The sequence below is a fragment of the Paenibacillus sp. FSL M7-0134 genome (assembly GCF_038007865.1).
In the GTDB taxonomy this organism is placed as follows: Bacteria; Bacillota; Bacilli; order Paenibacillales; family Paenibacillaceae; genus Paenibacillus; species Paenibacillus polymyxa_B.
Map to the genome: position 1 here is coordinate 408,580 of NZ_JBBOXV010000002.1, position 13,455 is coordinate 422,034.

The 13,455-nt window shown below is 48.0% G+C and carries 11 protein-coding genes; 9 read left to right on the plus strand and 2 right to left on the minus strand.

Going from position 1 to position 13,455, the window contains the following annotated elements:
• Positions 1 to 84: 84 nt before the first annotated feature.
• Positions 85 to 237: a hypothetical protein gene (locus NSQ58_RS17560; RefSeq protein WP_010348453.1), complete on the minus strand. Its 153-nt coding sequence runs from the start codon at positions 235 to 237 to the stop codon at positions 85 to 87.
• 506 nt (positions 238 to 743) lie between these two features.
• Here NSQ58_RS17560 and NSQ58_RS17565 point away from each other — a divergent pair.
• Positions 744 to 1,580 (plus strand): YitT family protein, encoded by an 837-nt coding sequence (locus NSQ58_RS17565; protein WP_023987004.1) that lies wholly within the window; start codon positions 744 to 746, stop codon positions 1,578 to 1,580.
• 267 nt (positions 1,581 to 1,847) lie between these two features.
• Here the strand turns inward: NSQ58_RS17565 and acnA are convergent, their stop codons facing one another.
• Entirely contained in the window at positions 1,848 to 4,559 is a 2,712-nt protein-coding gene (gene acnA, locus NSQ58_RS17570) for an aconitate hydratase AcnA (RefSeq protein WP_341057937.1), read from the minus strand.
• A gap of 420 nt (positions 4,560 to 4,979) precedes the next feature.
• On the opposite strand from acnA, the gene NSQ58_RS17575 reads away from it, so the two are divergent.
• The 8 genes from NSQ58_RS17575 to NSQ58_RS17610 all read left to right on the plus strand — a co-directional run bounded on the left by NSQ58_RS17575 (position 4,980) and on the right by NSQ58_RS17610 (position 13,415).
• A complete protein-coding gene (locus NSQ58_RS17575; RefSeq protein WP_023987006.1) occupies positions 4,980 to 5,975 on the plus strand; it encodes an amidase domain-containing protein in 996 nt (331 codons plus the stop codon).
• 73 nt (positions 5,976 to 6,048) lie between these two features.
• Positions 6,049 to 7,137 (plus strand): D-alanine--D-alanine ligase, encoded by a 1,089-nt coding sequence (locus tag NSQ58_RS17580; RefSeq protein ID WP_068939418.1) that lies wholly within the window; start codon positions 6,049 to 6,051, stop codon positions 7,135 to 7,137.
• 101 nt (positions 7,138 to 7,238) lie between these two features.
• A complete protein-coding gene (locus NSQ58_RS17585; protein WP_023987008.1) occupies positions 7,239 to 7,562 on the plus strand; it encodes a hypothetical protein in 324 nt (107 codons plus the stop codon).
• A 138-nt stretch (positions 7,563 to 7,700) separates the two neighbouring features.
• A complete protein-coding gene (uvsE, locus tag NSQ58_RS17590; RefSeq protein ID WP_254349235.1) occupies positions 7,701 to 8,702 on the plus strand; it encodes a UV DNA damage repair endonuclease UvsE in 1,002 nt (333 codons plus the stop codon).
• Positions 8,703 to 8,876: 174 nt separating this feature from the next.
• Positions 8,877 to 9,743, plus strand: coding sequence for an inositol monophosphatase family protein (locus NSQ58_RS17595; RefSeq protein ID WP_023987010.1), 867 nt, complete (start codon positions 8,877 to 8,879; stop codon positions 9,741 to 9,743).
• 37 nt (positions 9,744 to 9,780) lie between these two features.
• Positions 9,781 to 10,023, plus strand: a complete 243-nt coding sequence (locus NSQ58_RS17600) for a hypothetical protein (RefSeq protein ID WP_023987011.1) — start codon at positions 9,781 to 9,783, stop codon at positions 10,021 to 10,023.
• A gap of 124 nt (positions 10,024 to 10,147) precedes the next feature.
• Positions 10,148 to 11,878 carry a sensor histidine kinase gene (locus tag NSQ58_RS17605; protein ID WP_023987012.1) on the plus strand — a complete coding sequence of 577 codons (1,731 nt, stop codon included), beginning with the start codon at positions 10,148 to 10,150 and terminating at the stop codon, positions 11,876 to 11,878.
• Positions 11,856 to 13,415 (plus strand): response regulator transcription factor, encoded by a 1,560-nt coding sequence (locus tag NSQ58_RS17610; RefSeq protein ID WP_076160626.1) that lies wholly within the window; start codon positions 11,856 to 11,858, stop codon positions 13,413 to 13,415. The genes NSQ58_RS17605 and NSQ58_RS17610 overlap by 23 nt, the downstream gene beginning before the upstream one ends.
• Positions 13,416 to 13,455 lie beyond the last annotated feature (40 nt).

Sequence of the window (13,455 nt, forward strand, 5' to 3'; positions counted from 1 at the left end):
GCCGTGGTTCTCTACAGTCGATGTAGGGAACTACGGCTTTTTAGCTTATGTAAAGCGGGATCTTGCAACCGGATAAACGGCGCCTTATTTTTTACCCATTTTTTCATTCAAAATGTCCTGAAAGCTGAGCTTCTTCTCCGAGCTATCTTCTTTCTTCTGCATACTCACCGCGTTGGCACGTTGGTATTGGTGGTGAAAGGGCATCAGGGTGTGGACGGTTAAGTTCATTGTATTCATGTAGGTCATTCCTCCAATTCCATATTGTCAAATTCAGATTGAGTTGCTTAGGACGTCTGTATAGGACTATTTGTATGTACTTGATGTCGTGATGCTATGTAGGTTGCTTGGTAATGTTTCAATCATTATACCCACATTTTTTCAAAGTAAAACGCTTTTGACATAAAACAGGAAGATGGTCATATGTGTCCAAAATGTCGATTAGGAGGATGGTCGTTTTAGAGGAAAATGTGCCTAGGTCTAAAACAAGGGCTAGAGGCCCGTTTTCTTAGTTTAGTAGTCGGGATTGTGTTATTTTGTCGAATAACCTTGTAAAAGGAGAATTTTGCGGAATCCAAGTCAGGATTGAGGCAGTCTGGTGGCGAATTAAAGTGTCAAAGTTGTATTGACTTTATGTTTGGTAGTAGATACCATGAACTGGTTGTCAGCGTATTTTGGCAACAAGAGTCAGCCAATCCATCTGGCGATTCATCCTTTGAAATGTTAGAGAAAGGATTAGAGCATATATGAAAAAAAGTATTGCAGATATCGCATTTATTATTCTGGGTGCGTTTTTTTTCGCGCTAGCTGTTAATCTGTTTGTGATCCCGAATGAGTTTGGTGAGGGGGGCGTTACAGGGGTTACGATCATTTTGTACTACCTGTTTCAGTGGTCTCCCTCGATCGTCAATCTGGTGATCAATGGCTTGCTGTTGATTGTCGGATATAAATTTTTGGACAAGAGAACGACCCTGTACACTATAATTGCGGTCGCTTTTAACTCGCTGTTTCTACATTTAACGGTCAACTGGCGGATTGATTCGCATGAGCCGACGATTAATGCTGTATTTGCCGGAGTTTTGGTGGGGGTCGGCATTGGCTTAATTGTACGTGTAGGTGGCACTACGGCGGGAACGGTCATTTTAGCCCGAATTGCCAACAAGTATCTGGATTGGAATATCAGCTATGGCCTGCTGTTTTTTGATTTGATTGTCGCGTTCTCTTCCTATTTTATTATTGGTCCAGAAAAATTGATGCTAACTATCGTTATTTTGTACGTTGGTACGAAGGTGATGGACTTCATGATCGAAGGACTAAACCCTAAAAAAGCGGTCATGATCATTTCGGAGCACCAAGATAAAATTGCCGAGATGGTCATCACGAAAATGGATCGTGGAGTTACCGTCCTGTCAGGCCACGGATATTACACTAAAAATCCAAAAGAAGTGCTGTATATCGTCATTAGTAAACAAGAGGTGTCAGCGCTTAAAAAGATAGTGAAAGCCATCGACACAGCAGCATTTATCACCATTCATGACGTGCGGGACGTGTTCGGAGAGGGCTTTTTGGATATTTCGAAGTAACTCGCGTGCGAAGGTAGGGTTATAAGAGAACGTGGCTAGAAGTCGGTCCTGAGGGATCGACTTTTTTTGTTTTATATAAATAAGATGAACTTGAAAAATGAACATCAAAACGGAGTAGGCGGAATGGTGCTGTACAAGCGAAGCACCATCCGACTGCGCAGTGGCGCTATAGGTAACTCTTAAGTTCGGTTTATATAAATAAAAAAATACCCCCGATTGCAGCTTTATCTGCAAAACGGGGGTTCTTCACATATGAAGTTCATAAACTTAGCTTTCGATCATTTGACGCAATACGGTTTGCAGAATACCACCGTTGTGGTAGTAGTCGATATCGACAGTGCTGTCCAGACGGGCAATTACCGGGAATTCGAACTTCGTGCCATCCTCGCGTTTAGCCACAACCGTAAGCTCTTGACCAGGCTTCACGTCATTGTCGATGCCAAGAATGTCAAACGTTTCACGACCGTTCAGACCCAAGCTGGACCAGCCATAGCCTTCCTGGAATTGCAGAGGCAGTACACCCATGCCGACCAGGTTACTGCGGTGAATCCGCTCGAAGCTTTCGGCAATGACAGCCTTAACACCCAGCAAAAGCGTACCTTTGGCCGCCCAGTCACGGGAACTGCCTGTGCCGTATTCCTTACCAGCAATGACGATCAGGTTTTGATCGGCTGCCTGATATTTCATGGATGCATCATAGATGGACATTTCCTCATCCGTTGGCAAGTATTTGGTCACGCCGCCTTCAGTACCTGGAGCCACATTGTTGCGGATACGGATGTTGGCGAATGTACCGCGCATCATGACCTCGTGGTTACCGCGACGGGAGCCGTAGGAGTTGAAGTACTTGCGTTCCACGCCATGCTCCTTCAAGTACAGTCCTGCCGGGCTGGAAGGAGAAATGTTGCCTGCTGGTGAGATATGGTCGGTTGTGACCGAATCATTCAACAGGGCAAGCACACGGGCATTACGGATTTCCTTGATATCCTGCACGCCATCCTGAAGTTTTTCAAAGAATGGTGGATTTTGAATATAAGTTGATTTTTCATCCCATTCATATAGTTCGCCTTCAGGAACCGGAATGGAGTTCCATTTTTCGTTGGCAGTAAATACATTCTCATATTTACGACGGAACATATCCGGGCTGAGAGACAGGCTGATGGCTTCCTTGATCTCCTCGGAGGTTGGCCAGATATCTTTCAGGTAGACAGGCTGATTGTCCTGATCGTAACCGAGCGGATCATTCACCAAATCAATGTTCACTGTGCCTGCCAGCGCATAAGCGACAACCAGTGGCGGTGAGCCGAGATAGTTGGCTTTTACTTGCGCATGCACACGACCTTCAAAGTTCCGGTTGCCGGAAATGACTGCGCCAACCGTCAAATCATTGTCTGTGATGGCTTGACTCACTTCGTCAGGAAGTGGGCCGGAGTTACCGATACAGGTTGCGCAGCCGTAACCTGCTACATGGAAGCCGAGGGCTTCGAGCGGTCCGATTAATCCGGCTTTTTGCAGGTATTCCGTCACGACGAGGGAGCCTGGTGTCAAGCTTGTTTTAACATAGCCTGGTTTTTTGAGCCCGCGCTGCACTGCTTTTTTGGCCAGCAAGCCCGCACCGAGCATAACGCTTGGATTGGAGGTATTCGTGCAGCTTGTGATAGCTGCAATAACGACTGCTCCTGTACCCAACTCGCTGGTGGAGCCGTCCGGATGGGTCAGAGGAATCTTCTGTGCGATTTTTTCATCGCTCAGTCCATAGCCGCCCTTGTCCACCGGGGTACGGATAATGCCTTCAAACGTTTCTTTCATGCGGCTAAGCTCAACACGGTCCTGCGGACGTTTGGGTCCCGCGAGACTCGGTACAACCGAAGCCAGATCCAGCTCAATGGTATCGCTGAATACAGGGTCCGGCGTATCGGATGTGCGGAACATGCCTTGCGCCTTGTAATATTCCTCTACGAGGCTTACTTGCTCATCGGAACGTCCGGTGCTGCGCAGGTAGGCCAGCGTTTCCGCATCGACAGGGAAGAAGCCAATCGTTGCGCCGTATTCCGGTGCCATGTTGGCAACTGTCGCACGGTCAGCCAAGCTGATGTTAGCCAGACCAGGCCCGTAAAATTCCACGAATTTGCCGACTACGCCTTTTTTACGCAGCATTTGCGTTACAGTGAGCGCCAGATCGGTGGCGGTAGAGCCTTCCGTCAGACTGCCTGTCAGCTTGAAGCCAATCACATCGGGAGTGACAAAATACAGCGGTTGCCCCAGCATACCCGCCTCTGCCTCAATCCCGCCGACACCCCAGCCAACAACACCAAGGCCGTTAATCATCGTGGTATGGGAGTCTGTTCCCACGAGGGAATCTGGAAAGACGACTGTTTCGCCGTCAATGGTTTTGGTGGCGGCCACGGAGGCGAGATACTCCAGATTGACCTGATGGACGATACCGGTGGATGGCGGAACGGCGCGGAAGTTGTTGAACGCCGTTTGCGCCCAACGCAGAAAACGGTACCGCTCCTCGTTGCGTTCAAACTCTACATTAATATTGTAATCCAGCGCATCACTGGTACCGAAAGCATCGACCATGACCGAGTGGTCGATAACGAGATCGACAGGGACGAGCGGATTGATTTGTTTCGGATCACCGCCCGCTTTTTTCACCGTATCACGCATAGCTGCCAAATCGACAACCACCGGGACACCGGTAAAATCCTGAAGCACGATGCGTGCAGGAATGAACGGAATCTCCTTGTTGGTGTCACGATCCTCAGCCCATCCTGTCAGCTGTTGCACATGTTCTTCTGTAATGGCGCGTCCGTCAAATTGGCGAACCGCGGCTTCCAGCAACACTTTAATGGAGAAAGGCAGCTTGGCAATACCGCTCTTTCCTTGTTCCTCCAGTGCCTTAAGACTATAGTAGCGATAAGGCTTACCGTTAACTTCGAGACTACGGGCAATGGAGAATTGATCTTTTCCTGACATAAGTATTACCTCCTTGAAGTGGATGCTTGGGGGAAAATAGGGATGTCGTTTTTTCGACGTCTTGCACAGTTGGTTTAAATTGGTTGCGTTCTCAATTACATCTTCAGTGGTTCATTACGTGTTAGAGGTTGCGATCAATGTAATTTGTTTCATTAGATGAAACGTGATTTCAAAATGATTGCTTTTGGATTAAGTATACCGTTTTCAGACGGTTCCGTAAAGTTTTTTTGGCCTAAATGATGCGTTGCAGATTGGAAAATAAAACGTTCCGCTCCCTCGCGTTTCGATGTTCATACCAAGCTTTAGAGATTCATACTTATAGATAGAGAGCATATCAGACCAGAGAGGGAAGAAAGGAAGTTATACATCATTCCGGTTATCCCCGGAAAAGGATAGCGGGACGAATATGGAGGGATTGGGATGGGGGAGCGGGAATGGAAACAGGCCCTTTTTGCTTACGTGAATCAATACAATCGCAGTGAAGTGAATGGTGTACCGCAGCCGGATGAGTATCTGGAGGTGGGTCAGCGGATGGAACGAGCAGCACGTGCGGCCAGATTGGAGCAGTGGTACAACGAACGGGATGCTGTTCCCCTACGCAGCGAGACACGCGCCAAGCCGCTACGAATGGTGCAGGATACCCCGGATGAGGCTGTGGTAGATGTACAACTGCATGTCCGACTCTTTTATGAAAAGGGCGGGATGACTCACCGGGAGGATCGGATTGAACGGGAGCGTCTGACGTTCACACGCGAGGGTGAAGCCTGGCAGGTAGCGAGAATTGAGCGCGATCCGGCAGAAAGGAAGCCAGCGGGGGGAGAGGTTCCTTTTGAACAGGCTTCGTTTAATCAAGGAGGAAATCTGCCGCTGCTGAATCGCGGTGTGCTGGGCTTCGGCTCATCAGCACGTCCCAGCCGATATCGCCGCGAAGAAGCAGCGGCCTATGCAGATCAGTGGTGGGATAGCTTCAATCCGGAGTTTGAAGGTTTTGATGTGGATTGCACCAATTATATCTCGCAATGCCTCTTTGCAGGGGGAGCACCGATCCACTATACTGGTAAAAGAGAATCGGGCTGGTGGTATAAAGGACGGGTTGCCGGACGTGAGCTGTGGAGCTACAGTTGGGCAGTTTCCAACAGTCTGGAGCGGTATTTGGGCTCCAGTTCATGGGGGTTGACTGCTGAGCAAGTGAGTCGCCCAGAGCAGCTCATGCTGGGGGACGTCATTTTTTACGATTGGGATGGTGACGGAACCTTCCAGCACAGCACGGTGGTCACGGCCTTTGATGCGGGCGGCATGCCGCTAGTCAATGCACATACGGTAAGCTCCAGACATCGTTATTGGGACTATAAAAATTCGTATGCGTGGACCGACAACACGGTATATCGCTTTTATCACATCGCCGACTATTTTTAAATGAGATGATGGATAACAGGTACAGTGATGCAAATCAGTCACAATGACGAAAGCAGGAAAGCGGAGGATAGGCATGGCAAATCAAAAATTGACCGTAGGGCTGGTGTACGGTGGCAAATCGGGCGAACATGAGGTTTCGTTGCAAACAGCGTATGCGGTAATGAACGCTTTTAACTATGAGAAATACGAGATTATTCCTTTTTATATTACGAAGGCTGGCGATTGGCGTAGAGGGGCGCTATTAAGCGCTCCTCTGGCTTCTGTAGAGCAATTGAAGCTGGAACGCGCAGAGGGTGGCACCAAGGCGGCATTAGATACATTGTTCGGCAAGCTGTACGGAGAGCAGACGCTGGATGTGCTGTTTCCGTTGCTGCACGGTACCTTTGGCGAGGACGGAACGATTCAGGGTCTGTTCGAAATGGCGGATATGCCTTATGTCGGTGCGGGAGTGCTGGCTTCGGCAGCAGGTATGGATAAAGGCGTCATGAAGAAGCTGTTTGAGCATGCAGGATTGCCGCAAGTGAAATACTGTTATTTTAATAGTACACAGTGGGCCCAAACCAGTCATGATCTGGTACGTAACATGGAAACCGAGCTAGGTTATCCTTGCTTTGTCAAACCAGCCAATCTGGGATCAAGTGTCGGTATTTCCAAAGCCAGCAACCGAGAAGAGCTGGAAAAGGCTGTAGATCTGGCTTTGCAATTTGACCTAAAGGTGATTGTTGAGGAGTACGTCGATGCCCGTGAGATTGAGGTCAGTGTACTGGGCAATGATGAGCCGATTGCCTCGGTACCGGGTGAAATTGTATCGGCGAGTGATTATTACGATTACGCTGCCAAATATACGGATGGCCAATCGGAAATGCTTATTCCGGCACCGTTGGATGAGGAAGTGGCAGATCGTATTCGTGAAGCCGCATTGCAAGCATTCCGCGCTCTAGAAGGCTGCGGGATTTCCCGTGCCGATTTCTTCGTCAGACGCTCGGACGGACATATCCTTATTAATGAAGTGAATACAATGCCTGGTTTTACACCATTCAGTATGTATCCATTACTGTGGAGAGAAACAGGCGTATCCTATGCAAGTCTGCTGGACCGCATGATTGCCCTTGCACTGGAGCGTTATGAGCGCAGGTCGGCACTGCACTACGAGAACTCATAAACGAAACAAAGGGGAGCTGATCACTCTCCTTTTTGTTCATATAAATGGCATATCTTTGAGCACAACACTAAACCCTTAATCATGAAAGGTGGCGGCTACACATGGGCTTTCAAACTGAATTTAACTCAGTGTGCAAATTCAAGAGCGAACAAGAACTTTACGAACTCCTGGAATACGGACGTGGCAAAATGGTTAAATCCGGGCTGCGCGTGTTTCCGACAGGCCAGAAGGTCATCGCTTACAGCGTGGATAACGTGGCAGTAGCCATCGTGCAGATTGTGGGCTGTATCGCCGAAATTAATTTCCAGGGCGATGAAGTGACCGAAGTTGAAATGATTCTCATTCGTAAGCTGAATGAAGAGGAAGCAAGAATTCAGACCGCATTGGCGGATGAAATGTTTTTTGGAGCACAGCAGCAATCCTAGCTGTTTCCTTCTTGCAATTTGTGCGATAACACCGAATCAGCAGGTGCTTTTCCGGGTATGATCAGTAGAAAAGGGTTTTAGGTCACAGAACGAAAGCGGCCTTACCATCTACTGCGACTGCTGAAAGGAAGACACCCTATGATCGTAAGGTTCGGTTATGTAGCCATGTCGGTTACCGTGCAAAATGCATCCCCCTCTAAAACCATGACAATGAGCAGCTTTACCAAGATTGGAGACCGAGAAGCTGCGATCCGCAAGCTAGAACGGATAGCAGCCGAAAATCTCCATAATACTTTGAGGCTGTTGCGCCATAATCGCGCGAGTGATATCCAGGTCTATCGTTTCTCATCTAAGCTGATTCCGCTCGCGACCCATCAGGATCTGCGGGATTGGGACCCGTTTCAGGCGCTTGCTGCTGATTTTGCAGAGGTAGGGAACTATGTCAAGGCGAATAGGATGAGGGTATCGTTTCACCCCGATCATTTTACAGTGTTAAGCACTCCCCGTCCTGAGGTGTTGCAGAGCTCCATTAATGATCTGAAGTACCACAAAGCGATGCTGGAGGCCATGGGGCTCGGTGCCGAAGCCAAGAACAACATTCATATTGGTGGTGCATACGGAGATAAGGTGACCTCAGGTCAGCGTTTTGTAGAGCAGGTTAGTGCGCTGGATCTTTCGTTAAGAGAACGGTTAACGCTGGAAAATGATGATAAAACGTTCAATGCGGTGGAAACGCTGGAGGCTTGCAAATTGACGGGGTTGCCGATGGTTCTCGATATTCATCATCAATGGGTGAATAATGAGGGGGAAAAGCCGTGGGAGCTATGGCCGGGTATTTTGGATACTTGGAAAGGGGAGTTGGCCCAAGCCGGATCTTCTGCTGATTATCCATTGCCGCCCAAAATTCATGCGTCCAGTCCCAAAAGTGAAAAAGATCCCCGGGGCCATGCGGAGGGTGTTCTAGTGGAGCCGTTGCTTACCTTTTTGCGCAATATTGCCGGATATACGGATCGAATTGATGTCATGCTTGAAGCCAAGCTTAAGGATGAAGCATTATTCGGATTGATGAATGAACTGCGCCTTCAGGAAGACAATGGGGTAAAAGTGCTGGATGGGGCTTCCGTAGAAATTATGCCTTAGAAAGTAGCATTTCGCGGATAAAGCTCCCATTTAGAGAAACTTTATGCAGTTTATTGTGTATACTAGAATGTGTAAACTAGCAAACTTGTAATGAAACAGAGATGGTTAAGAGACTGTGCTGTAGGGCAGCTTCATAAACCACGTAACAATGATATAGAAAGTAGAGTGAACACGTTGAACGAACATGAAAACGAAAAGGTTCCCTATATCGTATCAGGAAAAAGCTATACTGCCGTGGCTATTAACGCGGCATCCAAAGCCGGGGAATGGATTAAGAGCAGACTGGGAACTGTTGAACATTTGAATACCAAACAGTCTCCTACGGATCTAGTGACCGAGGTAGATAAAGGTGCAGAGCAGATGATTCGCAGACTGATTCTGACCCATTTTCCCGATCATGCCATTTTGGGTGAAGAGAGTGTAGAGCCGGGAGCCGAAGCTTCGGCTCGTGCATTAGAGGCTGCCCGTGAAGAGGAATATTTATGGATTATTGATCCGGTAGATGGCACTACCAATTTTGTACACAGTCTGCCGTATTACAGTGTGTCTATTGCCTTGGCCCATCGTGGAGAGGTGATTGTCGGGGTCATTTATGATCCGTCCCGTGATGAAATGTTTGTAGCGGAAAAAGGAAAAGGCGCGTATGTACATGGCAATCGCATGCAAGCATCGAGAGAAGAAACACTGGGAGATAGTCTGGTCTGCATCGGCTTCCCACCGGACCGTACGTATGCACAACCGCTAAATATGAAAATTACGCAGGTTCTTACACCTCAAGTACGTGGCATTCGGGCGCTGGGATCGGCAGCATTGCATCTGGCTTATGTAGCGTCAGGACGGCTGTCGGCTTATTGCGAAATTGGTTTGAATGCGTGGGATGTAGCAGCGGGCGCTTTGCTGGTACAGGAATCAGGCGGTACCATCACCGATACATTGGGCAGACCTTATGACCTGAGTGTACGGCATATTGCAGCTACGAATACAGCTATTCATTCTCAACTTATTCAAGTGCTGAAAGAAGCAGACGCAACCGGGTTATAATTCTACGTAGACCATCATCCTGAAGGAGGAAATCGCGATGAGCCAATCCGAAGAATTGGAACGCCAGCTCAGTGAACTGCTGACGGAAGGCGAAATTCGTGAGAATGAGGCCAAAAAGCGGGAACGGCTCAGCCCTAAATATGAGGTGCGGGTTCAGACTCATATCGATCCCATTGTTGAGGAGACGCGTAAATACCGGAGTATGGCACGTGAACTTGATGACCGATACGACGAATATATGAGCAAGGCGGACAAATCGAAACCATCCGATCAACGCTAAGCAAATACAAATACCTCTTGCCGAATGACCAAGGCATGGGGTATTTTGTATGTTATAAAGGAGGCGACATTCACTGATTACCTACTTTAAAAGCGCTTACAAAAATGCTGGAATCCATCATAAAATGGTACTACTGATTACGGTGCTTATGCTGGTTAATTTTGCAGTAGTTGCAGTCATACTTAAGTACGTATTTCATATTTATGATAATCAAATGTACAAAAAAACATCCGAAGTACTCAATATTTCTTCAATCGGTATAGAAAATGAGTTGAAGGATGTGGAAAAAGTTACTTTCAAGGTAACAACGGACGAGCAGCTTCAACGTTATTTGCTGCAATTGGAAAAGGAAACGTCACCTTATGCCAAAATGGTGCTGCGTAAAAAAATAACGAATAGGCTCGTCGCCTTTGCCGGCTCTGAGACCTATGTCTATTCTATGATAGTGATCGATAAAGAGGGACAGGTCATGAGTGCAGGCAACCGCGAAGGTATTCCCCAAGAACTTCGATCCACCCTGTCGGAGCTGGCAGACGAACATGACGGTTCCAATGCATGGTATGCGGCAGGCCATTCCTCCTTGCTGGCAGCTCGGCAGTTCAAATCCTTTACCGATTCCAATTTTACGCTGAATGGGCTCGGAACGCTTGCGATTCGTGTGCGAATTGACCGGATTGTAGCGGACCGCGTGCAAACCTCCGGCCGTGACGGACAACTGATGATTACAGATGGAAGGCGGATGATTTATCCCGAAACACCACTATTGAGTGAGAGTGATATTCAGGCCGAGCTTGGTCGGAAGCAGCCTTACGGGATTGCGACCTACTCAGGAGGAACCTTTTTCGCTGCTCAAATCAAATCCTCTTATACGGGTTGGACGTATTTGCATATGACCCCCTTCGATGATATGTTTCGCAGCATTACGATCATTAAAGAAGTTGTAAGCGCTATTTTTGTCATTATGCTACTTATTGCATTGGCACTGGGAGCTAGGTTGTCAGGCAGCATTACCAAACCGATCGTTCAACTAATCCAGAACATGCGTAAAATAGAAAAAGGCGATCTCGACCGTTTGGAAGAAGAAGCACTTGGCGCGGTCCCCCTTTCCACACAGGACGAGGTAGGCTTGCTACATCGGACATATAAGAAAATGATTCGCCGCATTCGTGAGCTCATTAATGAAAATGTTGCCAAGCAGCTATTACTGAGGGAAACAGAGCTAAAGGCACTACAAGCACAGATTAATCCACATTTTTTATACAACACGCTGGAATCCGTGAACTGGCTCGCCAAGGCCAACAAGCAGGATCGGATTTCAGAGATGGTGGAAGCACTTGCTTTTCTATTGCGTAGTGCGGTCAGTTTTGAAGAGCAACTGATTCCGCTTCGAAAAGAACTGGATATTGTAAGGAGCTACGTAACGATCCAAACAACACGTTTTGATGAGCGTCTCGTTTTCCATCTGGATGTCCCGGAAGAACTGATGGATGCGCAAATTCCGAAGCTAACGCTTCAGCCTTTGGTGGAGAATGCCATCCATTATGCGTTGGAGCCGCGAATTGAACCCTGTCGGATTGCTATTATTGCGAGAGAAAGCGAGGGGGCTCTATTTCTGCGAGTTGAAGATGACGGACCGGGAATGACGCCGGATTTCTTGGAAAAACTGCGGAGCGGGCAGGTCACGACTCGTGGGCAGGGCATTGGACTTACGAATATTCAGGAACGGATTAACCTGACATTTGGTACACCTTGGGGGATAGAACTGCATAGCGAGTCAGGAACAGGAACGTCGATTCATGTCTGTATTCCATATGTGAAAGGGGATCAGGGTCGTGTACAAGGTGCTACTGGTTGATGATGAGCGTATGATTTTGGAAGGCATATCGCAGGTGGTTGATTGGGGTAAAGCGGGAACGAAATTGGTTGGTACGGCACGTAACGGGATTGAGGCTTATGATCAGATTCAGGCCAGCCCGCCTGATTTTGTGATTAGCGACATCTCTATGCCTGGACTAGACGGTATCGGACTGGTTGCCAAAACGACGGAGCATTTTCCAGACGTCCGTTTCATTCTGTTGTCTGGTTACAAAGATTTCGACTATGCCTGTCGGGCCATGCAATACGGGGTGAAGCACTACTTGTTGAAGCCATGCAATGAGCGGCAAATTCATGAGGCTCTGACCGAGTTGGGGCAGGAGCGGGAGGAGCAGGAAGAACGCAAGCAGTTTGTAAACCGGATGAAGCTAGATTTTCAGCGTATGCTGCCTCATGTGAAGGAACACTTTTTGAAGGAGTTTATTTCCTATAAAACTTACGGTAGCCGCGATATCGCTTTTTATGAGCGGTTATTCGGACTTGAATTGCAAGATAAGCAGGTTCGAATGCTGCTGCTGCGGGTGGAGGAATCACATGAGCCGGAGCATTTGTTTGCATTGCAAAATATAGCGGCAGATTTGATGGATGATGTCTTGCTCAGTACGACCATGCAGGGGCAATTGCTCATCGTGCTGGAAAGTGAGGATGACACGTCACGGTTTATGAAACAGATTGAAGCGGTACGTGCGACATTTCATCGCTTTTACAAGCTGGAGGTAACGGTCGCAGTTAGTGAGTCGGATAGTATGCAGCATTCACGGGGGATGTATCGGGAGACACTGCATTGTATGAATCACCGGTTTTACACCGGGGAAGGCAGTCTGATTACGAAGGAGGATTTAGCGGCTGAGGATACCCGGGAGATGGCAGATTTGGAGCTGGACGAGGAGAAGTTCGGTCTGCTGATCAAGGCTGGAAATACGGTGGAGGTTGCACAGGAAGTGGATCGGTTGTTCGGTATTCTGTCCCGTATGAAGCTGGAAATTTCCGTGACCCGCTCCTATGTGCTTCAGCTCTATGCCGCTATGATCCGTATATGCCCCGAAGAAGAGCGTGCGGCGTTTACGAGCCGAATGGTGGTGCTGGCAGAGCAAAAAACGCTGGCATGTCTCAAATCTTTTGTACAAGAAGCTGCCGAACGAATGACCGCAATCTATTATAAAAGTAATGTGTATCGCCAATCTTCCACCGTTGATAAAATGATCACTATTATTGAGCAAAACTACAGAAAATCGGATCTGTCGCTGAACGGAGTGGCAGGTCAAATGCTGTATATGAATTCCGACTACTTAGGGAAGATATTCAAAAAGGTGACGGGCGAAAACTTCTCACACTACGTCAATCGTTATCGGATCGAACGTGCGGCTGAGCATATTCGGGAGACAGGAGACGTGAAGGTGTTTGAGCTGGCGGAATGGTTCGGCTTCGGTGGGAACGCACAATATTTTAGCCAGGTGTTCAAAAAGTGGGCGGGTATGACGCCTTCCGAGTACATTAAATCACATGAACGGGGATGAGCGTATGGAGTCCCACTGTTTTTTAAACCCAGGAAACCTG